Annotated in this window: 14 protein-coding genes and 1 pseudogene; 3 read left to right on the top strand and 12 right to left on the bottom strand. The window is 45.2% G+C overall.

Going from position 1 to position 25,410, the window contains the following annotated elements; all coding sequences use genetic code 11:
• Positions 1–6 precede the first annotated feature (6 nt).
• The 7 genes from RQP52_RS15820 to RQP52_RS15850 all read right to left on the bottom strand — a co-directional run bounded on the left by RQP52_RS15820 (position 7) and on the right by RQP52_RS15850 (position 13,951).
• The gene (locus tag RQP52_RS15820; RefSeq protein ID WP_315952738.1) at positions 7–1,017 is read right to left on the bottom strand and encodes an S-layer homology domain-containing protein; all 1,011 of its coding nucleotides are present in this window, start codon (positions 1,015–1,017) and stop codon (positions 7–9) included.
• Between the two features lie 69 nt (positions 1,018–1,086).
• The gene (locus tag RQP52_RS15825) at positions 1,087–6,843 is read right to left on the bottom strand and encodes an Ig-like domain-containing protein (RefSeq protein WP_315952739.1); all 5,757 of its coding nucleotides are present in this window, start codon (positions 6,841–6,843) and stop codon (positions 1,087–1,089) included.
• A 185-nt stretch (positions 6,844–7,028) separates the two neighbouring features.
• Positions 7,029–7,862 carry a carbohydrate ABC transporter permease gene (locus RQP52_RS15830; protein WP_315952740.1) on the bottom strand — a complete coding sequence of 278 codons (834 nt, stop codon included), beginning with the start codon at positions 7,860–7,862 and terminating at the stop codon, positions 7,029–7,031.
• Positions 7,859–8,809, bottom strand: a complete 951-nt coding sequence (locus RQP52_RS15835) for a carbohydrate ABC transporter permease (RefSeq protein ID WP_315952741.1) — start codon at positions 8,807–8,809, stop codon at positions 7,859–7,861. Before RQP52_RS15835 ends, RQP52_RS15830 begins: the two co-directional genes overlap by 4 nt.
• A gap of 88 nt (positions 8,810–8,897) precedes the next feature.
• Positions 8,898–10,340 carry an ABC transporter substrate-binding protein gene (locus RQP52_RS15840; RefSeq protein ID WP_315952742.1) on the bottom strand — a complete coding sequence of 481 codons (1,443 nt, stop codon included), beginning with the start codon at positions 10,338–10,340 and terminating at the stop codon, positions 8,898–8,900.
• Positions 10,341–10,485: 145 nt separating this feature from the next.
• A complete protein-coding gene (locus RQP52_RS15845; RefSeq protein ID WP_315952743.1) occupies positions 10,486–12,321 on the bottom strand; it encodes a cache domain-containing sensor histidine kinase in 1,836 nt (611 codons plus the stop codon).
• 19 nt (positions 12,322–12,340) lie between these two features.
• A complete protein-coding gene (locus RQP52_RS15850) occupies positions 12,341–13,951 on the bottom strand; it encodes a response regulator (protein ID WP_315952744.1) in 1,611 nt (536 codons plus the stop codon).
• 328 nt (positions 13,952–14,279) lie between these two features.
• Between RQP52_RS15850 and RQP52_RS15855 the strand changes: the two are divergent.
• Positions 14,280–15,231 (top strand): annotated as a pseudogene (locus RQP52_RS15855) (iron-hydroxamate ABC transporter substrate-binding protein).
• A gap of 97 nt (positions 15,232–15,328) precedes the next feature.
• Here the strand turns inward: RQP52_RS15855 and RQP52_RS15860 are convergent.
• Both RQP52_RS15860 and RQP52_RS15865 read right to left on the bottom strand, forming a co-directional pair.
• Positions 15,329–16,156: a sugar phosphate isomerase/epimerase family protein gene (locus tag RQP52_RS15860; RefSeq protein WP_315952746.1), complete on the bottom strand. Its 828-nt coding sequence runs from the start codon at positions 16,154–16,156 to the stop codon at positions 15,329–15,331.
• 16 nt (positions 16,157–16,172) lie between these two features.
• On the bottom strand, positions 16,173–17,366 hold the full coding sequence (locus RQP52_RS15865; RefSeq protein ID WP_315952748.1) for a Gfo/Idh/MocA family protein: 1,194 nt from the start codon (positions 17,364–17,366) through the stop codon (positions 16,173–16,175).
• Between the two features lie 124 nt (positions 17,367–17,490).
• Between RQP52_RS15865 and RQP52_RS15870 the strand changes: the two genes are divergently transcribed.
• Positions 17,491–18,336 (top strand): AraC family transcriptional regulator, encoded by an 846-nt coding sequence (locus RQP52_RS15870; protein ID WP_315952750.1) that lies wholly within the window; start codon positions 17,491–17,493, stop codon positions 18,334–18,336.
• 30 nt (positions 18,337–18,366) lie between these two features.
• On the opposite strand, the gene RQP52_RS15875 is transcribed toward RQP52_RS15870, so the two are convergent.
• Both RQP52_RS15875 and RQP52_RS15880 read right to left on the bottom strand, forming a co-directional pair.
• Positions 18,367–19,779, bottom strand: a complete 1,413-nt coding sequence (locus tag RQP52_RS15875; protein ID WP_379174164.1) for an MATE family efflux transporter — start codon at positions 19,777–19,779, stop codon at positions 18,367–18,369.
• A 90-nt stretch (positions 19,780–19,869) separates the two neighbouring features.
• Entirely contained in the window at positions 19,870–20,433 is a 564-nt protein-coding gene (locus RQP52_RS15880) for a TetR/AcrR family transcriptional regulator (protein WP_315952754.1), read from the bottom strand.
• Between the two features lie 205 nt (positions 20,434–20,638).
• Between RQP52_RS15880 and RQP52_RS15885 the strand changes: the two genes are divergently transcribed.
• The gene (locus tag RQP52_RS15885; RefSeq protein ID WP_315952755.1) at positions 20,639–21,286 is read left to right on the top strand and encodes a peroxiredoxin-like family protein; all 648 of its coding nucleotides are present in this window, start codon (positions 20,639–20,641) and stop codon (positions 21,284–21,286) included.
• A gap of 127 nt (positions 21,287–21,413) precedes the next feature.
• Here the strand turns inward: RQP52_RS15885 and RQP52_RS15890 are convergent, their stop codons facing one another.
• Positions 21,414–25,370 carry a PA14 domain-containing protein gene (locus tag RQP52_RS15890; RefSeq protein ID WP_315952756.1) on the bottom strand — a complete coding sequence of 1,319 codons (3,957 nt, stop codon included), beginning with the start codon at positions 25,368–25,370 and terminating at the stop codon, positions 21,414–21,416.
• Positions 25,371–25,410 lie beyond the last annotated feature (40 nt).

The following is a 25,410-nucleotide window of genomic DNA, read 5'->3' on the forward strand; positions in this document are numbered from 1 at the left end:
CAATGATCATTTCATGTCCAGCATTCTAAGGATTAACGTTACTGCTTCTGCTCGCGTTGTAGGGTCATTAGGCGCGAAGGCATTGTCTTCTTTCCCTTGAACTAATCCAGCCTTAAGGGCTGCGGCAACAAATCCTTTGGCATACGCCGGAATCGACTCGTAATCTGCAAAGGACGTATTCTCGCTTGCCTCTTCATTCAATCCGAGCACACGAATAATAGCCGTTACCATTTCCGTACGGGTAATCTGGTTATCTCCACGGAATGTGTTATCTTCATAACCGTTAATGACATTTTGTTTCACCGCTGCCGATAAAGACTCTTTGGCCCATTGCGGGATCGCATCGATATCAGCAAAGGTTAGATCTTTACTATCACTTGCAGGAGGTTTTAATGCACGCATTAACATCGTGACAAACTCAGAGCGAGATACTGGACGCTCCGGACGGAACGTACCGTCATCATACCCCTTGACGATGCCGAGACTGATAGCTCTCCGAATGGCAGCTTCCGCCCAGTGCTGGTCAATGTCCGTCAGAAGGATCTGGCCGATCTGTATGGTTGCCAACGTTTCTGCTTTTTGCGAAGTCATCTTCAAATCGGAGTCGATTAATTTCACGTCTTTTATCTGAATGAGGGCGTCCCCCTCTTCAATAGCCTCAAAATTAAGCGTGAAGAACGTGAGATCTCCACTCTGTCCCGGTGAAAGTCCAACCTTCGTATGAGCAAAAGCTAGCAGGTCACCCTTTATTATCGGACTGACAGTAAAGCCGGATATTGCACTTTTACCGTCTTTAAATAACAGGCGCTTGGAATCAAATTGTAAATTAAATTCATAAGCGAACACATCCGTCAAATTTTTGCCCTTGACGGTAACTTGTACCTCTTTGCCTGCGTTTGTTTTGTCGCTCATCTCAAGGAAAAAAGAAGGAGAATCCGCCGCCAGTAAAGTTTGTGGCAGCAACCAGGTAGTGAATAGCAGAAGAGCTAAGCTAAATGAAAACAGTTTGCGAGTCATTAAGCCGATTCTTCCTTTCTATAAGGATCGGGGAGGGGCTATATGCCGCCGCCTCCCCGATTCTAGTAATTAGTTTTCCAGCATCCAATCGTCAATAATCATTCTGGCAACGGCTGCTAGGACTTGAATGTCAATTTCGCCATGGTTGTAGATATCTGCTTTTTCAATTTCGTTCCAATTTGTATCAGTAGATTTAGTGCCGTAGTACTTAGCAACGATGGACAAGTCATTAATCGTAATTTTCGTTGCACCAGGAACAAGTGTAATGAACTTAGTCGCGAATGTTGCTACGGCCTCATTCAATGCAGCAGTTGCTGCGTCCACTTGCGGCTGTCTCGAAGAGGACTTGTCAAGAACTGCTTGTGCACTTGCAATCGCCGCTTGCAGAACCGCTTTCGAACCCGTTTGGTACTTGCCGAGTTTGTCGCCTTCTACCGCTGAATCCAGCTTGCTTTGCGCTGCAGTAATAGCATCAGCTAATTGAGATTTATCAACTGTACCTGGTTCTGGATCTGTTTCAGTAATTACAGAGTTATTAAATGCCGTCACAGCAGCGTTCAGCTCATTCAGTGCAGCAGCTACTTCAGCTTGCGTGGATGAAGGGTTATTGCTTACTGCCGATGCTTGAGTAATAGCTGCCAGCAATGTGGCTTTGGAACCGCTCGGATATTGACCAACCTGAGTACCTTCAACTGCGCTGTCATATTTACTTTGAGCAGCAGCAATGGCTGTAATCAAATCAGCTTTATCCACAACGTTAATTTGGATATTGAGGGAAGCACCAGGGACTCCTGTTTCAGATCCTTCATAAGAAACTTTAAAGCCAGTCAACGATACCGTCGTGATGCCCGGTTCAACACTTGCTTTTGTTTTGGCATGAAGGGTCAATAAATCGCCCGGACTGCTAATGGCATTGTTTGCACCTTCGCTAGCCATGATAACCCGAATTTCACCTTTTTGGGCTTTGACGGCTGTACCCAGCACTTTAAATTTGTCTTTCAGGTTGCTAATTGCACTTTCAGCCAAGGATACGGCATTCCCGCTAGTAACCGTGTCAAATTCCAGCTTAGCAGGGTCGTATTTCACAATGACGTCCATCGTCGTAAAGCTTGATTGCAAGCTGCTTACTCCAACGGTCAAGTCAAACAATTGAGCCTGATTCACAGCTTCAGGGCCGATTAATGTAGACGATGTTACTTGAGGTGCAAGTACTGTCACATTGGCGACTGCCTTAATTGCTGTTCCGGCAATCGTTCCATTGACACTGAACGTGCCAGCTGCCGCATATTGCGCAGGGTCAATAGATGTCCAAACGACGTTTACTGTGGCCGTTGTTCCGTCGCTATACGTCGCCGTTACGACACTCGGCAGAACAGGAGCTGCTCCCGGAGTCGTCGTTACATTGACCGGAGCGATGCTCGTGATGGCTTTCGCAGTGACCGTAAGCGTCAAGTGAGCTACAATACTTGTGCCTTGGACAGTACCGTTAAGCGTAACTGTTCCAGGAGCTGCGTATTGTTCTGGTGTTATGCTCCAGACGACATTAACAGGTCCGGTTGTACCGTTATCGAATACAGCTGTTACCGTTTGCGGCAATACCGGCGCTACGCCAGCTGCCGTTGTAGCCGTTGCTGTTGTTAGAGACGTAATCGCCCGTGGATACACCGTCACATTGGCTTTGGCCTGTACCGAGCTGCCTGGTACGGTACCTAGAATCGTGAATGTTCCAGGTTGATTCAACAGATTCGGATCAAACGCATCCCATGTTACTTTAATGTTGATGTTATCAATCGAACCATCGTTATAAAAAGCTTCGATAACCGTTGGTAATACAAGAGGTTCTCCAACCGTGATGGATATATTCTCATCCGGTATGCTGTTAATCGTTACTTCATTCGTTACACGTACATAGACCGTAGCTTCAGCTTCAATATTTGTACCTTCAACTGTACCTTTTACCGTGAAGCTTCCTGGCGTTGCGACTTGACTTGGCGTCACAACATCCCAGATTACACTTGCAGCAGCCGTCGATCCATCTTCGAAAACTTTCGTAACGGTCGGCGGAAGGACAGGCAGCACATCATGAAGTGTGCTTACTTTAACAGGTTTCACGCTTGTTGTCGGCGTCGTGTAAACCTTCCACTCCAAAATTCCCGTCCATTGCGTGCCTCTTGTGACTGTCATACGCAGCTTCGTCGTCGTAATCGGAGAGAACGTCGTTGTATTGTATTTGTTAAGTGCAACGCCATTCCCCACGGCATTTGGAACATCCACATATTGCGTGCCGTTCCAGTATTGAAGCTTACTGTCCGTAGGTGCCAGAATACCACCGTTATCTGTCCACCAATAAACATCCGATTTCGAAATGTTCACCGGTGTTCCCCACGTGTATTCCACCCATTGTGTTTTAGGACTGCTGTTCCAGTTTCCGTAAGCACCGCCTGTTTTATCGGTTGAGCTAGTCGGATCATAACCGTCATTGATCGCATTCAGATTTTCCCAAGTTGAAACAAAGGAAGTTGATGGCGTAGCTGTTAAGGCTACATTCACCGCATTCGGAAGCGGATCTACTGTCACGGCGACATCCACATTGGTAGACAATTCACCATCTGTTGCCGTAAGTGTGATGACATAGCTACCTGGTCTGTTAAAAGTAGCAATCGTATTGCCAGCTGCATCTTTAGTAAAGATTGCCTGACCGCCTTGGACTCCGCTTTTCAGCGACCAGCTCGTAGTAAGCGTTCCGTTAGGCAGGCCGTCATCCGTCATATTGACCAGCAATTTGGCTTTTAACGGAATTTTCGCACTCGTATCTTGTTGGACCGTCACCACTGGCGGCGTATTCACAACCTCCGGAGCTTTTACGCCCGTACGAAAGATTTGAAGTTCTTTGACACCTACATTGGAACCCGGCTTAGGAGTCATCAGGACTCTTACCTTCTGTGCTGTAATTTCAGGGAATTGGATGTGATTATAGTTTGCCAGTGTTGGTGATTTGTACTGTTTAGGAATAGCTACCCATGCAGATGTGGCTTCGTCGTAGTATTGGACGGTATACATGGATGGCTCTCTGTAAAAGCTTTGCGGTTTGTCGTTATAATAATAAATTTTGATATCATCAAATGTCTTAGGCGAACCCAAATCAGATTCTAACCAATCTTGCGCATTGGTTGAGCCTCTCGACCCCCAAATTGGAGGATTAGCCGTGAAAGCACCGGAGGTAAAGAAGTTACCGCTGATCGTGAATCCTGTTTTGGCATTAGCTGCTGAGGTTTGCGGATGCGTATAAGAAGCTGACATGGTTGAATCCAAAGCCAGGTTAACCGCTTTGCCAGTTTCCGGCGTCAAATCCACACCGGCTTTCTGGAATAAGTCTGCCGCCCTGTCATACGTATTCAAATCAACATCCATAGCACTCTTCATTTGCGTATTCCTGTTCTGTACCGCTGCTACTGCTCCGCTGCCGTCTAAGATCGATACGACACCTGTCGCCGGATTCCATTCCAGATGAGCCAGTTTATCTGTTCTCATGACTAACGTACCGTTCACATACATCGAATATCCTTCTTGAACATTCGGATAGTACGTAGTTCCGTCACCTGGTTTATCCCAGACAATCGTTACGTCGTTGCCATGATATCGCAGGTTATTCACCGTAAAGTGATCCCAACCGATATCAATTGGCCATAGCTCGACCGTTGCGTCTGTACGAGGTACAAGGCCCATAATATCTTCAATGACTGAATAGTTGTAATTCCCAAGAATATTGTGGTGAATGCCGGATCTTCCGCCGATTTGTTTCGTTGTTGGATTCCAGTTATACCAATACTCATTGTTATCCAAGTAGTTGATATTCCCTTGATAAGCGGTTGACCATCCAAGCCAATACATCAGTTTCTTATACATATCAGCTGTTATGTAAGGCTGGTTCGGGTATTTGCGAAGCACTTCGGTAAAGAGTCGAATATTTCCTGATGCATTCAAATTGGCAAAGTTATTGGAACCGCCAACACCTGCCGCTACCGATAAAGCTTTGTCTTTCTGGTTAGCCGTATAGAATGGGAATACGGGGAATTCGGCGCTGTCTCCCCAATATCTAAGTGATTCTAGGTACTTAGGATCATCTTTAGGAACAAGTCCATCCATTTGGAACGCGTAGTAATTGTTCGCTTCTTTCCATGGGATAAATGTATTCGTCAACAAATCCTTTTGTAAAAACATTTTCGAACTATCATCCCACATGATGGACAAGAACGAGGTCTTCAACTTATCTGCAAAAGCGAACATTTCAGCTGCCTTTGCCGAATCACCGGCCAGTTGGTAAGCTTTGGCTGAAGCCATGGCATTTCCATACACGAAAGCGCTCTCAGTTCTATTCTGATCAATATTGCCTCTTTTTTCATAATAGTGAAAAGCATTGCCATCGGCATCGTTCCCTGTTAGAGAGCCCCAATCATAATTGATGACGCCGTCTTTGTTTGTATCAAAACGATCCAGCTGGCCTTTCGCATCCTTTTCCGAATATCGCGCCAAATTTTTCAGGATTTTCGGTTGACCGCCATGGACTTCATATGTTTGAAAAGCGGAATCCCCAATGTACTGAGAGTAGCTGTTATTCCAGTTGGAAGGTTTACCTGGATTATCTGTAAATAGACTGTCCCTGGAAGTTTCTCCCGCTGACACCCAATCCCCATAGGAATAAATCGGACTTCTTAAATATTTCAGATCCTGCATATGCATCGGCTGGGTTAATACGATTGCGTTGTTGTAGCCTAAAGCTCCTTCAACGGAAATCGGGAACTGATAGTCATTCCCAGGAATGTTGGTATCAAGAAAATTAAATCGGCTTAACCACCATCTGTAGTAGATGATCTTTTTAATATTCTCGTCCGCAACATCGATATACGGGACGTTGTCTGCCCACCACTTGTTATATTCACGAAGTTGCGTTAGATAAGCGGTATTGGCATCATAATCTTTAAATCTGTTGTAATCGACAAGCGATTGCGGGATTTCATTCGTGATGAAACCCATTTGGAATTTAAGCGTTATTTTCTCATTAGGCGCCAAAGTGATAGATCTGGTTAAAATCCCATTGCTTGCCTTCATGCCCGTGCCGCTGAATCTTGGATACACTTTGGTCAAATTGTTCCTGACATCAAAGGTGCCAGAAAGCTCTGTGCCATCACTGGATGCCGTTTTGGCGAATGGTGAATCTGCGGTTAAATCAAAGGTTTTGGAAGTTGTACCTGTATTCGTAATCGTCACATTGTCGATAGCTACGTTATTATCTGTAATGAATTTGGTTTCTTCCAGCGTATATCCCGTCGCATTATAAAAGGCAGACCAATAACTTGGCGTTTGAACACGTTTGTTGGCATCCTGCGTGAAGGTTACGCCAGGGATCTGAATCGAGTACCCCTTTTGGTTCAGCAAATCAAAATAAGCGATATTATTGCCAAAACCTATGACGGTAGCACTATTCGTATACATGTACAAGGCTTTGCCCCGTGACATCAAATAGGTTCCTGTCGGATCATTCCCTTTCCGGGTGAGGATGCGATCCATCCAGTAGGAAGTGCCGCCTGCGGCAAGGTCCGCTTGATACATATCCATCATTCTGCTGCTGCTCGCATTGAACGGTGCAGGTTCTGCAGGTACAACGACATTGCCGGCTGCATTCGTAAACACAGGCATTCCGGGATCATTATTATTCACGAAATTAGGATCTGCAGCGAAAACGGATGCGCCGAAAATGGACACTAACGAGAACACTAACGATGTCGTCAAGATTTTTCTGCCAATTGATTTTTTGAACTTTCTCATTTGTTACCTCCTATTGAATTTTAGCCATGACATGCCCCTTAGTAGCTACTGTCTGCCATCTAAACAATGACTTAGCGGAATGAACAGCCTGCTGCAACACATTTGCTTATCTACGATGCTGATCATTCCGTTCATGAGGACCACCCCCTTAAGGTAGTTAACTTCGCAATCCGATTGTGCAACGTCTACCCCTTCACACCGGTCATCGCAATACCTTCTACCAAATGTTTTTGTGCAATGAGGAATAAGACTAAGGACGGCAGGACAACCACGCTGGTTGCCGCCATCATGTAATTCCACTGTGCGGAGTACGTTCCTTGGAACAAGGTCAATCCAAGCATCAACGTATAGTTTTTCTCGCTTGTGATAAACACGAGCGGCCCCAAGTAGTCGTTCCAACTGGCCAGAAACGTCAGCAGCCCAACAACAATCATCGATTGCTTGCCGATTGGCAATATAATTTTCCAATACGTCAGGAAATGGCTCGCGCCGTCGATTTTAGCCGCCTCATCCATCTCTTTCGGAATGGACATGAAGAACTGGCGAAGCAAGAAAATGTTAAACACCCCACCGCCAAACCAAGCTGGAGCAATTAACGGAACGAAAGAATCCGTCAGATTCAATAATTTCCAACCGATAAAATGTGGAATCATAACGACGAAGAACGGGAGCATTAATCCGGTCAGAATGACGCCAAATACTCGGTCTCTCCCAACCCAGTTAATCCTGGAAAAGCTGTATGCGCAAAGCGAGCTGCTTAATAATACGCCAACAATGGAAAGCCCGGTAACGATCGTGCTGTTGAGGAAATATCTATGGAATGGATGGCTGCTTAGTGCGGTCTTAAAGTTATCCCAATGGATGGTCGTTGGAAGGAAGATCGGGGGACTTTTAAAAATTTCACCCATATCTACAATCGCCGTTCGAACCATCCAATAAAAAGGGAATAAGCAAATGATGCTGCCGATCACTAAAATGACATACACAAGAAGCAGCTTGAATGAACTCCTATTTGTCATTTGTGGTCTTCCTGCCCTTCGTAATACACAAGAGATTTTGAGAATTTGAAGAACACCCAGGTGAACAATAAAATTATCAGGAATAGAAGAACGGCACTCGCGCTCGATGTACCAAAATTCGAGAATTGAAAACCTTCTCTGAACAGGTAGAGAACATATAAGTAACTCGCTTTATTAGGTCCCCCTTGCGTCATTACGTAAGGCTGAACAAACGTTTGAAAAGCATTGATAAACCCGATAACCGTATTGAAAAATATGATTGAAGAGCTCATTGGCACCGTAATATACACCAATTTTTGAAAGCTGTTCCCACCGTCTACTTCAAGTGCTTCGTACAGATGAGCCGGTATATTCTGAAGCCCTGCCAGAAAGATGACGATCATGTTACCGGTGGTCCACAAACTGATTAGAATTAAGGTCGGGATCACGGTTGCATCGGAGGACAACCACAAGGATGTTGGTAAATGAAACGTTTCAAGCAGGAAATTGACGACACCGAAATTCGGCTGCAACAGCCAAAGCCAGATCATCGAAGACGCTGCAAGCGGGATGATGACAGGCAGATAAAATATGGCACGAAAGACCGTTCTTCCTCTTATTTTCATATTCAGTAAAATGGCAATGAAAAACGAGAAAATGATTCCTGCTGGCACACTGATCATCACATAATAAAAGGTAGCCCTGACGGCTGGATAATAGAAAGCGTCTTTGCCCGAAAGCAGGTGTACATAATTATCAAGTCCAACAAATTGAGGAGCGGAGACAATATTATATTTCGTAAAACTTAGAAATACGGTATAAAACACGGGACCAACTACGAAAATGAGAAACCCCAAAAGTACGGGAGAAGCAAACAATAAACCGTTTAAAAGCTCGCGAGCGACTCTTTTTTTCAGCATTTTCTTGGATGTCGATACAACCAGCTTATTCTCAGTACTAATCTCCATCGCTATCTCTCCTGCTATCATTTGTTCGATTAGCCGGCACGAAGGCCGACTAATCAATAAATCCATTGCTGATGTCCCTATTCAATGATTAGTTAGAACCAAATCTGCCTTTAATCTCCTGCTGAACTTTCGGAGCTAAATCTTTCAGCGCTTTTTCCGCTGTTGATTTACCGAGCCAAACAGGGTCAAGGGCGGAGAAGGTCATATCCGTGACTTTACCGAAATTCATCAAATAGTAACCGGCGCTTGCCACCCCATTATTCAACAAGTTGTTCATAAAGGCGTCTTTGAAGCCTTCCGGATGCGCCGGATTATTTTCCGCCCATTGTGCAACCAATGCAGGATCGGTGTACCATTTCTTCATCGTCGGCATCCACAATCCGCCTTTGTACAAATCAATGGCGCCTGCAGGATCAGCCAGGAATTTGGTCAGCATCCATGTTTCTTCCAAATGTTTCGATGATTTGTAGATAACGCTCGCACCACTAATGCCCATTGCGATGCTTTGCTTCATCTTCGGTAGGGCACCAATGCCGTAGTTCACTTTTGCCGCTCCAAGATCAAGATTGATCCATTGTCCGTGCATACTCATCGCAACAATTTTGGATTGCAGCGCAACAGCTTGAGACGGAATCGACTTCATTTGAGTCGGGGATGGCGCTACATGATACTTATTGATGAGATCAGCGAGTCTTTGCACCGCTTCGACCGCTTCCGGTTGGTCAAGCGCGAACGTTTTGCCGTCTTTCGAGATGATATCGCCACCGTTATTCACGACTTGAGCCATAATCGGCCCCCACCAGCTTTCAAAAGATACACCGAACTGTTTGATATTATTAGGGTCAAAATTCGGATCAGCCGCATTTTTACCATTTTTGTCCAACGTTAACTTCTGGGCCGTAGCTACAAATTGATCCCACGTCCAGGCATTTTCAGCTTTCGCAGGAGGCGGTTCCACTTTTGCCTCTGCAAACAAATCTTTATTGTAAAAAATAGCAAATGATTCTGCAGCTGTACTTATCGCATACGTGTAATTAGGTTTTGTGCCGTTGAACCAAATGTAGTCTAAGAAATCCGATTTTTTAACTTCCTTGTCATTGGCGAACAAATCGTTGATGTTAACGAATTTCTCTTCATTTTGCCAAGCTTCCCCTAGCTCAGAGTGCATATAGCCGGCATCCGGCGATTCATTACCGGCCACCATCGCTGTAATTTTAGCGTCATAATCCGATTCAGGAATGAACACGGGATCTACCGTAATCCAAGGATATTTCTCCGTGAATTTTTTCGTTGCGTTCTCGATCGCTGTTTTTTCTTGCGGGCTCCCCCAATAGGTATACTTTAATTTAACGGGTTCTTTCTTCGCTTCTGGTGTTGCAGCAGCTTCTTTGCTTGGTTGAGGCACAGTCGTTCCCGCTGGTGTTACCGCCGCCTCTTTGGTACTCGTACCGGTCGTACATCCGGTGAGCGTTATCATGGATGCGAACAAAACCACAAGAGATCGTTTCATCATTCTTTTTTTCTGTAACAATTTGTTTTCCTCCCTTATCGCTCTAGGTTCTTCATAAGGTTTGACTTATGTAATACCACTATAACGAATGCGCTTACATCTTGGATATTCGAAAGATTTTGGTTTAGTGGACTATTCTTATATTTTCAATAAAATTGACGCCGTACTAAAAATTGTCCACACTGCTCTCGAATTTGCGAAATGGAAACACAATATGCACACTCGTTCCTACGCCGACTTGGGAGTCTATCGCGATTCCGTACTCCTGACCGAACAACAGCTTAATCCGTTTGTCTATATTGCTAATCCCAACATGCTCCGAATCGTTTTTCATGATATGTTTCCTTTGGGAGTCATCCATTCCCTTGCCGTTATCCTGCACAGTAAAATGCACCATCGATTCGTTATGCCATCCGATGATTTGAATCATACCGCCGTTCTCAAGCGATTCGAATCCGTGAATAATGGAGTTTTCTATGATGGGCTGAAGAAATAGTTTGGGTACCGTACAGCTGTCCAAGGAGGGGTCAATCTCGATTTGAACGCCAAAGATACCTTCATAGCGAGTGCTCATGATATGCAAGTAACCTTTCAGCCACCTCATATCCTCTCGAAGAGGGACGACTTCTTTTTTATTATGAACGGTATACTCAAGCATCGTGGATAAGCTGATAATCATGCGGCTAATGTCATCCTGATTTTTATCAATAGCCATCCAGTTTATAATATTTAACGTATTGTAGAGAAAGTGAGGATTCAGCTGCAGATTTAAAGCCATAATCTCCGCTTCTTTCTCCCTTAATTTCACCTCATAATTTTCGGTAATCAATTGTTGAATTTTCTCGTTCATCTGGTTGAATTTGGTAAAAAGAAAGCTGAACTCCTTGTCCGATACAACGGGAATCTTCGTAGTGAATTTACCAATCCCGATCAAGTGAGTCGCAACTAACAATTTCTTGATCGGATTCGTCAACCAGCCGGAGAGCAGATAGGCGATGATAACCGACAACACCATGAGAAATATGCTCAGATACAGCGTATACGTGCGGAGGTTCGATAAGTTGACAATCAGTTGATCATACGGCACGAACGCTGCTGTAATCCACCCCGTCGTTTGCATGCGGTCGAAGCAGACCAGCAGCTTTTTGCCGGCAATCGTCGTGATCGAGGATCCGCTTTTTTGCAGCATGGCGGCTTGAAACCAGTTTGAGTCTGCGTATGATTTGGTGTGATTGGATTGCGAGGGTGAGATCACTCTTCCGTCCTGGGATAGGACAAAAGTAAAGGCCCCCGTTACAGGCAGGCTATCGGCAAACACACTATTAAACATATCGATTTTTACATTAATTAACAGGACGGGCCGTTCGATGCCTTCACTCATGTAATGAATCGAGCCGTTTTGGAAATAGGTGCTGTTGATCGTACGGGCGGCCGCAAAGAAACTATTCACATTGTTATTCAGAATTTCTCCACTTTTCACGATTTCGGACACTTCGTAATTAGGAACCCACACAAGCCCCCCTTGTGCATCCTTCGCATCCTTATATACGCTGGAATCCAGCACCTTCTCCTGAGAAATGGATACATTATTGCTTCCAAAAGCATAGTAGCTCGTTAGCAGATTCGCTGAGAAAATATCACCATTTTCAATAAAATACTGATTTAATATTTCCTTGATCCGCTTGTCCATTTGAATTAATTGCATGTCATCATCGGTGCTCATCGCGTTTAACAGGGCATATAATTCGACATTGGAAATGGTAGATAAGGTGCTTTCTTGTAGTTTGTTCAGCCTGTTATCAATAATTTGGTTGTCTTTTTTGACAATTTCATAAATATGTTTACTGGCATTTTCCAGAATAATTTGAGAGCTTGTATTGTAATATTTAATGCCAATTACCACAGCTGGAACTGTAATAAGAAAAATATAAGAAATCGTTAATTTGTCTCTGAACCTCAGCTCACTCAGTAATTGACCTAGCCGTCTCAAATATTTCTTCATTGCCGCATCCACTCGCTTTTTATTTATTCGCGTTGAAAATGTTCACCGTAATTCTTCTGTACTCTTCAGGTGTGACACCAAACTCTTTTTTAAATACGCGATTGAAATATTTCGTATCCTTAAAGCCGATCAATTTGGATATCTCATAAATTTTTGAATCCGTCTCTTCCAACAGCTCTTTCCCTTTTCTGAGCCTTGTTCGAAGCAAGTATTGGCTGAACGAAATGCCGGTGTTTACTTTGAAATAATGACTGAAATAACTCGTATTAAAATAAAATTTGCTGGCCACTGACTCCAGAAATAAATCCTCGGCATAATGCTCCTCGATATATTGCAAACAAGTTTTAATAATCATTTCCTTTTTCCAATTTCTAGTCTTCAGAATCGTATCAATCATCTCACTTAACATTTCGATAACGGAAGTTTTCAGCATGGAATAAAAGGGGCTATGTTTTAACGTCTCCTCGGCCCTTCTCAATAAATCTTTATAATAATCCTCAAGCATAACCTCTTTAAACTGATGGATCAGGTGCAGCACAATACGCAGAATAAACTCTTTAAAGGATTCAGGCAGGGGTAGTCCCTCATTGATTTGCTTTTCGAAAATGGCCGTGATCAATCGAACGGTTTTCTCTTTATCCGACTCCCGAACAGCATCAAGCAGCTCCTCTTCTTCTCGATATTTGGTGAGCACCTTCCCGCTTGCTGCCGGCCTAATCTCATCCAACGATAGAATGATAGCGCTACCAAGAAAAAATTGATACGATAAAGCCCGTTTGGCATCTTCGAAGGCTTGTTTAGCTTGCCTGATGATATCCTCACATTGGCTTCCCAGCGCTATGGTGATCTCCAATCCGTTTTCCTTCATTTGTCGAATGCATGCGCGCAGCTTATCCTGCGTTTCAGTCGAGCAGATTTCGAATGAACGGGTGGAGATAACGGTAACAAGTATACTTCTTCTGTCCTCCAAGGAAAATGAAACAGAGCCTGCTGCAGGCCCTAAAGTTTGTTCTATTTGCCCCTTCAAAAATTGTTTGGCCTGGAAATCATCGATATAATCCGCTGATCTAAACGCATTGATCTCTGTGAGCAAAATTGTGCCCGCCTCGATCGGAGGAAGTAATTTTCGCAATTCAGACAGGCTTTTCCCCTCTATATGCCCAGCAACCCATTGATTCATCAAATGATCGTTGTAAATAGGAAGCGTTTGATTAAGTTTAATAAGCGCATTTTCATTTTCTTGCAGCTGTGTGTGATTGGAGGCTATTTCTCTTTCAATCTTCTCCAAGGTATTTTTCAGAGTCGCTGCATCAACAGGTTTAAGCAAGTATTCGCATACCCCTAAGCTTATCGCTTTTTGTGCGTATTCGAATTGTCGGTAACCGCTTAATACGACAAGAATAGGCGGTTTTTCGTAGGCATCCAGATGTTCAAGCAGCTGCAATCCATCCATTTGGGGCATACGGATATCGCTAAAAACAATATCAATGGGATTGTCAGCCATAACGCTAAGTGCTTCATTTCCATTTTTAGCCTTATATACATGGTATTCCGGCCTTAATTTCCCGATCAGATTCGCTAGCCCATCCCGGTGTCTTGGCTCATCATCGACAATTAATAGTCTATACATCGAACGACCCCCATCTCTATTTCATGCAAAAGGAACACAGCTTGTAAGCTACTAGCAACAATTTCACCAAAAACACGACATTCCCTGCTAATAAATTAGCATTCGACAAAGGTTCTATCTGTTTTTCAAAAAACAACATTTTCTTCAGCAAAAAGTCTAAGATCCGCGCCGCTGCTCGATACGTGGTGGCTTTATCATGCGTGCAGAGAAGATAAAAAATGAGATTCTCGTTGACAAACAGGCAGCTAGTATCTATATTTATTTAATGAGACCGATTATCATTATCAATAAATATGTGGTTTAGTTCCACCATTAAGGAGACTCCAAGATGAAAAACAAGCTTTTTATACCTATTCTCTTCGTGTTCATGTTCGCTATTACCGCTTGCGGCAACAATGCGACAAGCAATAGCCCTGCCGCTTCCCCACAAAGCTCGAACGCGCCAGCCGCTGCCAAAGAAGCTTCCGGCATGATGACTTATGCATCCGAGACAGGACCTGTTCAGGTTCCGTCGAGTCCTAAGCGTATCGTTGCCCTGACGAATGCGCCGAACGTGCTATCGCTAGGCGGCACACTGGTCGGAGTCGACGAATGGACGAATAAGAACCCTCTTTTCAAAGAAAAACTGAATGGCATCCATGTTGTTTCAGATAATGAACTTGAGAAAATTATCGAGCAGAAACCGGATCTCATTATCGCTGGCTCCGAATCGAAAAATATCGAAAAGTTAAAACAAATTGCGCCAACTGTCGTCTATACGTGGGGCAAACTGGACTATCTAGCCCAACAGCTTGAAATCGGTAAATTGCTGAATAAAAGAAAAAGAGACGCAAAATTGGATCGATGATTTCAAGAAACGTGCGGCAGATATCGGCAAGGAAATCAAAGCCAAAATCGGTGACCAGGCTACTGTATCCGTCATTGAAACAGATTCGAAGGACTTCTATGTATTCGGCAATAACTGGGCTCGCGGTACTGAAGTCCTCTACCAAGCAATGGGTTTAAACATGCCTGAGAAAGTTAAAAAGGATGCCCTGGGCCCAGGCTACTATGCGCTCTCACAAGAGGTTATCCCCAATTATGCCGGAGACTACCTTGTCCTTAGCAGAAGCTCGGCAGCCAACAATTCATTCATGAAAACCGAAACATGGAACAACATTCCGGCCGTCAAGAACAAGCACGTCATCGAGATCGATACGGAAGCTTCAACGTATAGCGATCCGACAACGCTCGAATATTTACTGAATATTTTCAAGGAAGGATTCCTTGGCAAAAAATAATGTCACTTTATTCCACAGGATTTATAAACAGTCCATAATCTAAAAAAGAGCCAATCCAAATGGATTCAGCTCTTTTTTCTAATTTCTTATGAATACTCTACTCCCACTGGTATTCCGCCCGTTCAAGCAGTTGCTTGAGTGCGCGGACCGCAGTGACAACACGTTTAGGATTACTCGCGTGCGGCATGTAATGCTGCAAATGCGGCTCTACAGACAGAAACCCGTCGTAGCCTCTCTCTTTTAGAGACAGCAGCAGTGCATCAACCTCTCCGTCACCCGCTCCGGCAGGAACAAATAGCTTCGGTTCGAACGTAGCATCCTTAATATGAATGTAATCCGTATAGGCTTGGAGTTTCGGATACGCGTCCTGCATCGGTTTAATATCATTCTTAACAAAGTTACCTGGGTCGAAAGCCATACGCAGGGAATCGGACGCGCAATGCTGTAAAATTTCCAAACAACGTTCATCCGTCGTTCCATACAAGTTATTATCATTCTCAAGAATAAGGACAACGTTATTCTGTTCTGCGATCTCTGCCAATTGCTTCATTCTGCGCAGTACTTCGTCTCTGCACGTATCGAGATCCGCATTCTCGGGCGGATGGTAGGAAAATATACGAATATACGGGGTTCCTAACACGTGTGCTGCATGAATTGCCTTCTGGACCGCTTGCACTTGCGGACCAAATTCTTCCGCAACCGGATATTTACCGATGGGAGAAGCAATGGAAGATACTTGAAAACCGTGTTCCTTCAATATTTGGTGGATGCTGGAGAGCTCCTCATCATTTAGCTCCAAGACATTTTTGCCCCAAACATTCCGCAGCTCAATATAGGAGATCCCCTCTTGCTGCAGCACGTCTAACTGTTCTTCCAAATCCTGCGATATTTCATCGGCGAAACAAGTAATTTTAGCTTTAAGCATGGCCATCTCTCCTTTATTATTTGCTGCTGCCGAAAGAAGCTGACATATCTTCTTGCGTTTTAGACTCTGTGACGACCTTTTTCACAAATGTAGAAGATTTGATCAGTTCGTCCAAGTGAGATTGGAATGCATCGCCGTCAATTGGTACCTCAACAGGGCGCTTCTGGAAGGAAGACAGTATAATGCCATTAGCCAGCGTCAAAGAGCCAAGACCTTCCGGTCCTTCGGCAATCAAATCTGTTTCCTTGCCTAGGAGGCGGTCAACCAAGCGGCCGGTTACGACATGATGGCCATTAGGAGCATCCTCATCCACTTCAACTTCCTCCGGTTCAATCTGCCAAGTGGCAAATTTCTGCTCAGTCTCTCTCGTGAACGTGAGCATGGATTCCTGATATTTATAGTGAAGCAGCTTATCGTTCTCCAGCACCAGTTTGCCGGTATCGCCGACAATTTCCAGGCGGTTCGTTCCCGGCAGCTCAGCTGTTGTCACAATCAAATGCCCGATCATCCCGTTTGAATGTTCAAAGTAAGCGGTTACCTCGTCCTCAACTTCAATGTCATGATATTTACCGATATGCGCATGACCGGAAATTAGCGAAGGCAGCCCGAACAACCATTGATACATATCGAGCGTGTGCGGACACTGATTCGTCAAGATGCCGCCGCCCTCGCCGGCCCATGTCGCACGCCATCCACCACTATTATAGTAAGACTGGGAGCGGAACCATTTGGTATGAATCCAAGTAGCGCGAGTGAGTTGGCCCAACTCTCCGCTTTCCACAATTTCTTTGAGCTTTGCATAGAAAGGCAGCGTTCTTTCTTGAAACATAATGGCAAACTGGAGGCCCGGGTATGTCTCTTTAGCGGATTCATAAGCTTCAATCATGCGGTTGGCATCATTGACATGAACGGCGATCGGTTTCTCGCACATGACATGAATCCCGCGTTTGAAAGCCTCAATGGCAATGTATGGATGATCGTAATGGGGAACGGCGATAATGATGACATCCAGCCCGGAGTTGTCCAATAAATCCAAGACATCGTAATAAGCCGTCGTCCCATACGTTTTAGCATTCAAATCAGCTTTTTCTTTATCTACATCACAAACGCCCACAAGCGCTACATTGTCCATCTCACTCAAATACTTCAAATGCGTATTTCCGATATTGCCAATGCCAACAAGTCCAAATTTGATTTTTTGCTCACTCATAGGTAGTTCCCTCCCAAATCTATTGAATATCACACTATCATCCTATATCATTACAATTACCACTTCCTTGATGAAATTGCCTCAAAAGTGGATAAACTTGCTCTCATCACAGGAGGTCATTATCTTGATTTCTGATTACTTGGAACAGTTTGATGAACATGTGAAATTCCGTCATGCCATTCGAACAGCCCCCTTTAATGTTCATTTTCATTTGCATCAGGGCTGTGAGATCTTCTTTTTAATCCGGGGTGATGTGAACTATTTCGTTGACAAGACGATGTATCCTCTGGAATTCGGTGATCTCATCATTACCAATGAGCATGAAATTCATAAGCCTGCGCTCACGACAGACGACTTATATGAACGTGTAACCATAGAATTTAATCCGGCTCTGATTGCTCTCTTTCAAACCGAAAACTTGAAACCGCTTCAATGCTTCTATGATCGTCCCGCCGGTGAAAAAAACAAAATCAAGCTTAGCGAACAACAATCCTCCGCCTTGCTTGATTTGTTTACGAAATATAATGAAATCATCAACCATCCATTTCCAGGCGATTCCCTCGTGAAACTTGGCTGTTTGATTGAAATTCTTGTTCTGGTTCATCGATTCTTTTATACCAACAAAGCAAACGAAAACGGCATGGATTTGCCGAAAAGATTGAGCCCTATCCTGGCCTATCTCGATCAACATCTCACGGAAGATTTGACCCTTGAACGGCTTGAGAAAATGTTTTTTATCAGCAAATATCATCTAAGCAGACTTTTCAAAAAACATACAGGCAGCACGATCCATGAGTACATCATCTACAAACGGATTGCGCTTGCCAAAAAAATGCTCGCAGATGGTTACAACGTTACCGAGGCCTGCATGGGGTCAGGTTTTAATGATTACACCGGCTTCCTGCGCATGTTTAAGAAAAAAGTAGGCGTGCTGCCCAAGTATTATGCAAGCAAACAAGCTCTCAAATGACCCCTCATGGAATGGGGCTTATTTCCTGGCTTATTTCCCGCCCGTTGGCTCGATCAAGCGGTGTTTATACCACTTGTCCCCATAGTAGCGCCAGAGGAAAACCGCCCCGCGCACGCCCCATTCCAATTGCATAGCCGCCCAAACCCCGATAACGCCGTAACCAAGGGTGATGCCGAACACATAGCCGAGCACAACCCGGAACAACCACATGGTCAGCATCGAAGAAATCGAGGTGAAACGTGAATCCCCCGCAGCTCGCAGTGCCCCTGGCAGCAGGAAACTGATCGACCATAGCGGAATTTGAGCTAAGAAATTGACCAGCATAATGAGATACAGATCGTCCATAATCTCTGCCGGAGGGCTGAACATTCTTACAAGCGGATTGAAAAACGGAAGTAACAGCAGCCCCATCAATAAGAGGGCACCCGATGACAGCCACATAAACGACCTCGTAAATTTGCGGGCATCCTGAATATTGCGCCTCCCGATACATTGCCCTACCACCGTGACTAACGCCGTCGACAAGGCGATTGAAGGGATTTGCAGCAGCATGGCGATGACCGAACTGATAGCGTTAGTTGCAATCGCATAGGTGCCCAGGCTGACGATATAGATTTGGGTTAACATTTTTCCCCCGTTAAAAAATAACTGCTCCGCTGCGAATGGCAGCCCAATGAACATGATTCTCTTAAACATGGAGAAATTCCATTCGAGTACATCCTGAAGTTGAATTCGCAGGCTGGCATCCATCCGCAGCAGGTAGAATAATGCGCAACAAGCCGCTACATACCGGGAAATATTCACAGCCACGCTCAACCCTAGAACGCCCATGTCCAGATAATGGACAAATACGACATTGAGCAGCACGTAGGTGAGGTTCATGATCAAAGACAGCACCAAGGTCACTCTCGTTCTGCCGATCCCTCTAAGCGCTCCGTTAACCGCTTCCTTGATCGCGATCCCCGTGTAGGAGATACAGCTGCCCACCAAATAGGTACCGGCATGGGAGAACACTTCCGGCTCCGCCGTGCCGAACAGCACCTTAAGAATAGGATGATAAAACAGCAAGACGAGCAGGCTGAGCGCTACCGCAACCAACGTGACCGCGGAAAGCGAGCTTGCCGCCGCTTTGGAAACCATTTTATCGTTCCCGCTGCCCTTATACTGCGCCACGACGACTGTACCGCCGGTCGCTATGGCGACAAAAACGTTAACCAAAAACATGTTGAGCGAATCGACCATACTTACGGCGCTGATCGCCGCCACGCCCGATGAACTAATCATCGCCGTGTTCACCAAACTTAAGCCGACAAGGAAGGCTTGGTCGATGAGAATCGGTAGAAATAATGAGATGACCTGACGGTAATCGATAGATTCCCCTGAAAGGTATTTGTTTAAAATAGCATGGCAATAAGCCTTAAATCGTACCATCATGCTAATGATTCACTTCCCATCCGTATTTGTCCGCAGTCCCCAGTATGCTGATTCGAATTTCCTGAGATGATTCGAGGTGCCGGGAGCAGGTGCGGCCGTTCAATGAACATTCAAACAACACTGCTTCAGGTACGAAGAGAAACTGGCAATATTCCTATGCATATGCCTGCTGTTACCTTCTAGCTTACTCAACATGATGCCTCCTTCCAATAAGGAAAGGGCAAACGTAGCCAATGCATCTACATCCAAATTCCCCTTAAATTCCCCCAATCGTATGCCTTCACGAATAATATTTTTCATCATATCCAGAGTACTAATAAGACCACGCTGCGCTCTATCACGCAATATCGGATGAGTGTCATCACTCTCTACCGCTGTGTTCTGCAAGGGACACCCGCCGATGAAAGGGGGATTATCCACAACATCTTCGTAGACGTGAAAAAAAGCGAGCAATCGCCCCGAGGCAGACTCCTCTTTCTCCATAGCTTCGGTGAATCTCCTGCCGACTGTACTAGCCGCATATTGATAGGCTTCGAGGGCAATTTCGTCTTTACTGCTAAAGTGGCGATAGATGCCTCCCTTTTTAATGCCGGTGGCGGCAATAATATCGTTTAACGATGAACCCGCATAGCCATGTTGATTAAAAAGTTCGGCAGATTTCATGATGATGTGTTCCCTGGTTCTATCTCCTTTTTTCATAAGCCCTCCGTACAAACCGTAGTCGATAATTCATTATAGCAAATTTTTCGAGGGATCCATTGCCATTTATTGGATGTATGGTACAATTAAAAGATACCATATGGTATCTTATGTTCAATGAGACCCAGAGTGAAGCGCCAAAATTCCATTCAAAAGGGAGCGTTGTCCCATGTCGATGAACGAACAATTGGAACAAACCAAAGCAGGTTTTATTGCAAAAGTGCCTGAAATGGCTCAAGTGAACATTTTCCGCCATATCCAGGAGCAGCAGCAATCCGGTATCGTTTTTGGTTTGAATGAGGGGGATCGTGCCCCCAACTTTACATTAACTAATCCGCTCGGAGAGCAAATCACCCTCTACGACCAGCTTGCCAATGGCCCGGTCATTCTCATTTTCTACCGGGGCGGATGGTGCCCATTCTGCAATGTCCAGCTTAGAGCTTATCAGCAATTGCTGCCTGAAATTCAGAAGATCGGCGGCCAACTGATGGCCGTCTCTCCACAAAGCCCCGACAACTCGCTGTCTCAGATGGAGAAGGAGCAGCTTACGTTTCACGTGCTAAGCGATCCGAACGGCCAGGTCGCCGACAGTTACAAGCTTTTATTTGAATTACCTGCTTATCTTCAAAATACCTTTACTGGCATACTTGGGCGGGATCTCGCCAAGTTCAATGAAAGCGACCGCTGGCTGCTGCCGGTTCCGGCGACTTACCTCATTGACAGGCAGCTTATTATCCGTTATGCCCGCGTCGATCCTGATTTCATGAATCGAACGGAGCCACAAGAAATGATCAATCAATTGAAAAGGCTCGACTAAAGGGAACTGGAGTCCTCTATTTGGAGAAAGATAAAGTAACGAACTGTAGTTCCCTGAAGTCCCAAAAACATCAAAAAAAATGGAATCAGGCTAAAAAAGCCATGATTCCATTCTTCTATCATTCTTCCTATTGATTCAAAACCTTCTGTGCCATTTTCGCCAGATCTTCAACATCTACTTTGCCATCGCCATTCAAGTCTGCTGCTCTAGCAATATTCCAATCCGGGCTGCTGCTATTTTTCCCATAATGAGTAGCAAGGATTGCCAAATCACCAATCGAATATCTACTGTCATGGTTCAAGTCGCCATCCGAGACATAACCCTCAATGCTCACCGCAAGCTCAGCAGGTACGGCTTCGATCTCCACACCTTTCTCATCGGCCAAAATGGCTTTGAGCACCGAGATGTTGCCAGAGGAATTCGGAGAACCCTTCGCTTTAAATTGCAGTGTAACCAGCGGTGTTTCATGCTTGCTTCGATCATCTCCTCCGATGTTCGCGAGGACCATACGAACGCTGCCCTTGTGATCATCGACATAATGAACAACGGCAATAGCATCTGCAGCTGAGTCTACTTTCTGCAGTTCAAACAAATCTGCTGGATACTTCAACGTAACATCTGATCCGTAGACCGCATTTGTTACACTGGATACACCAAGCTTCACCGCGAACGTCGAACCTTCATTAACAAGACTTGCTCCGTCTAAAGTCATGTTCGGTTGTACCGCATCTTCCATTTCAGTCACACGAATGTTATCGAACGTTGCATTGGCCTTGTATGTGCGTACCCCAATAGCACCTTCTGTGTAGGTACCGTCAACCGCACTAGCCACGAGTGTATCATTCACATAAACATCAATGTTAGGCCCCTTGGCTACAACCTTTAACCGGTAGACCGTATCTACGGTGATCGAAGGGAGCGCTTTATTCGCCAGTTCTGTCCAATTGTTATTCAGCTTGCCCAGTTGAACACGACCAGCCAATGTAATGCCCGCATAATATCCTTGCAAGTTATCCGTTCCAACCGTTGGATTATTCACTCTGAATATGACGCCGGCATTAGCTAAATTAGGGCTGGCACTCATGGAGATATCCGTCTCATAAGTGAAGTCTTTGAATTTCGTATCGTTAGCCACAGCTTTGTAACCTTCACCGTTAATTACGGTGTAGTTGCCGTTAGCAGCACTCCACTCACCACCATACGTCGTCCAACCAGCTGCATTCCGATCATCAAATGTATCAACAAAAGGCAAAGGATTGTTGGCTTTATCGAGAAATTGCTTCGTGGCTGCATCCAGCGCAGTTATCGCTGTTTTAATGCCGTCCGCGGTAGTTTGCTCGTTGTCATACGCAGCTTGTGCGCTTACAATGGCCGCTGAGAAAAGATTCACGACTTGCTGCTTGTACTGCCCCGGTCCATCGCCTACAGCGGCGTTATCACGAAGCTGCTTCGCCGCTTGAATTCTGGTCAAAAGGTCGGACTTATTGCTATTGCCAATTAATTCCCTGTGTGCTGCGGCAACGCGAGCGAAATCTACCTTTTCCACTTTGCGGTCGTAGCTTAAAAGTCCATTGATTTCGTATTCGACATCCGAAATTTGGGTATATACGGCCGCACTAAGTCCAGGTTTATCTTTGAGTGTTTTGATCGTATTGATATAACGAATATATTGATCTGTTAACTCTTCTTTCGTGTTCATCGCCAGTCCGGCATACACGGTCAAAGGACTGAATTCATGCCCTGGCACGCGAAGTCCTACGCCCCCATATTCGCCAAGCGTGGCTGCCCGATATTCCGAAGGCGTCGGCGACTCGGGTGCAGGATATTTGTGCCAATCCAGGAAATGTCCTGCTTTGGACTCATTGGCCCCGCCTCCGGCATCATACCAACCGGTAACTCCATTAATGAGGCGAGTTGGATCTGCTTTTATCGCATGTGCAATTGCCTCTCGGGTATAATCACCGCCGTTGTCGAATTGCCCCCACCCTTCATTAAAAACAATATAAACGATGATGGAAGGTGAATTCTGCAATTGCTTAATCATTTCATCGAATTCTTTGTAATATTGCGGTTGAGCCGAGACATCTCTGCTGGTTCCACTTGGCATGTCCTGCCAAACGAGAAGTCCTAACTTGTCTGCCCAGTAATACCAACGGGCCGGTTCGATCTTAATATGTTTGCGGATCATATTCATATCCATCCGCTTCTCGGCTGCAATATCGAATTTCAATGCCTCATCGGTTGGCGCTGTATACAGGCCGTCCGGCCAATACCCTTGATCCAAGGTTCCCATTTGAAAAACGAACTTCCCATTCAGCAATGGACGCTGGATGCCATCGACTTTTCCCAGTTTCACTTCTCTCATTCCGAAGTAACTGTCAACATTATCGATGATCGTTCCGCCATCCTTCAAAGACACCTTGAGATCATAGAGGAACGGGTCGTCCGGTGTCCACCATCTCGCATTCGGTACCGGAAGTTGCAATTCAGTACCTGCGTTTCCGTTAATGCGACCGACTTCAACGCCATTTTTTAGTGCCACAGCCTCCACCGTTTTACCTGTACCATTTACCGCATCTACGGTCAGCTTCAACTGGCCATTCCAGATATCAGGCACCATATTCATCCGGTCAATACTTGCGCTCGCGACAGGCTCCAGCCAAACGGTTTGCCAGATCCCGGACACCGACGTATACCAGATGCCTCCTGGTTGTACAACGGTTTGTTTCCCTTTAATTTGATCCCCTTGGGTATCCGTATAATCGAGTACATGAACAATCAATTCATTTTCCCCGGGTTTCAACTGACTTGTTATATCGAAACTGAATGACGTGTAGCCGCCTTTATGGCTTCCTACCTTTGTTCCGTTCACATAGACGTCCGTTTCGTAATCCACTGCGCCAAAATTCAACTTCACATGTTGGCCATTCCAATTTTGCGGCACCGTGAAATTTCGCTTATACCACATAAGCTGCTCTTGGCGTTGGATGCCTGAAAGCCGGGATTCCACGGCAAACGGTACCGTGATGTTCTCTTTCAGCGTTTGACCTGTTGGAAGGGCGTCCTCTTGCTTGGCGGGTTGGAATTCCCACTTCCCATTCAGGTTTAGCCACTGATCGCGAACCATCTGCGGTCTCGGATAATCCGGCAACGGATTGCTCGGATCAACTTGGCTTGCCCACGGCGTTTCGATCTGATAAGTAGAGTAATTTTTGATTGCAAGATAAAAATCTTTGAGTGGCTTACCGCTAGCTGCATACACAAGAGCGCCGCCGCCTGTATATCCGATATTGGCCATCGGGGCATCTTGGTAATACATCGGATATTCAAACTCTATCTGAATCGTTTTAGGATCACCGGACTTTAAAACCGCCGATTTGATCGGCCAATCCTTCCCGAGCACATTAGCCGAAAGTTGCTTGTGCGCATCGCTGCCCAGCTCCGCTAATGCCTCCGCAAATGTGAATTCGGCATGCAATCCATCAGGCAGAACCGATCCGGCAACGGGTCCGCTATTCTCAAAATCGACAGGCAGCGTGAAGGCTGTTGCAGGTACGATTTGCTTCGGCACACTTGGGCTGCCCCACCGTAAAAACAAATTGGACCCGCCGTCATTCTCGAAATACTCCACTTTAATGTCGTATTTCTTGCCGGCTACCAAGGTAATCGGACTGCTTGTTTGTTCTTTATCCCAGTCATTGACCCAATGATCAATGATTAGTTTGTTGTCAATCCATAATCGGAAACCGTTGTCACCAATCATCCAGAACGTATAATTTTCGGAAAACTCAGGTGTAATCTGTCCTGTCCATCTCACATTCACGTGATTGTTCTGCCCTACCAGCGTTGTGAATGCTCCTTCCAATGAACTAAAATTAATGTACGGATCGACCACCGTCGTAACCAAGTCTTCAAACCTAAACTCATCGGGTCCCGAGTTCTTGTAATAGTCAGCTTTCAAGCCATAATTTGTTGCATTGGGATTGGAATCTGCCGCATGGCTTTTGGATAAACTAGACGGAAGAATGATACAGATCAGCATAGAAAAGATAAATAACTGCACAAGCCTTTTGGTCGTTTTCATTTGTACAATTCTCCTCTTTTGAATTACTGGATTCACGAGT

This window comes from Paenibacillus violae, from assembly GCF_032461945.1.
Taxonomy (GTDB): Bacteria; Bacillota; Bacilli; order Paenibacillales; family NBRC-103111; genus Paenibacillus_E; species Paenibacillus_E violae.

What these genes read in the sequence shown, in the direction of transcription:
- RQP52_RS15850 (WP_315952744.1), bottom strand. Translation starts at nt 13,951, where the DNA reads ATGTATAGACTATTAATTGTCGATGATGAGCCAAGACACCGGGATGGG.
- RQP52_RS15825 (WP_315952739.1), bottom strand. Translation starts at nt 6,843, where the DNA reads ATGAGAAAGTTCAAAAAATCAATTGGCAGAAAAATCTTGACGACATCG.
- RQP52_RS15835 (WP_315952741.1), bottom strand. Translation starts at nt 8,809, where the DNA reads ATGGAGATTAGTACTGAGAATAAGCTGGTTGTATCGACATCCAAGAAA.
- RQP52_RS15830 (WP_315952740.1), bottom strand. Translation starts at nt 7,862, where the DNA reads ATGACAAATAGGAGTTCATTCAAGCTGCTTCTTGTGTATGTCATTTTA.
- RQP52_RS15860 (WP_315952746.1), bottom strand. Translation starts at nt 16,156, where the DNA reads ATGCTTAAAGCTAAAATTACTTGTTTCGCCGATGAAATATCGCAGGAT.
- RQP52_RS15820 (WP_315952738.1), bottom strand. Translation starts at nt 1,017, where the DNA reads ATGACTCGCAAACTGTTTTCATTTAGCTTAGCTCTTCTGCTATTCACT.
- RQP52_RS15865 (WP_315952748.1), bottom strand. Translation starts at nt 17,366, where the DNA reads ATGAGTGAGCAAAAAATCAAATTTGGACTTGTTGGCATTGGCAATATC.
- RQP52_RS15845 (WP_315952743.1), bottom strand. Translation starts at nt 12,321, where the DNA reads ATGAAGAAATATTTGAGACGGCTAGGTCAATTACTGAGTGAGCTGAGG.
- RQP52_RS15890 (WP_315952756.1), bottom strand. Translation starts at nt 25,370, where the DNA reads ATGAAAACGACCAAAAGGCTTGTGCAGTTATTTATCTTTTCTATGCTG.
- RQP52_RS15885 (WP_315952755.1), top strand. Translation starts at nt 20,639, where the DNA reads ATGTCGATGAACGAACAATTGGAACAAACCAAAGCAGGTTTTATTGCA.
- RQP52_RS15880 (WP_315952754.1), bottom strand. Translation starts at nt 20,433, where the DNA reads ATGAAATCTGCCGAACTTTTTAATCAACATGGCTATGCGGGTTCATCG.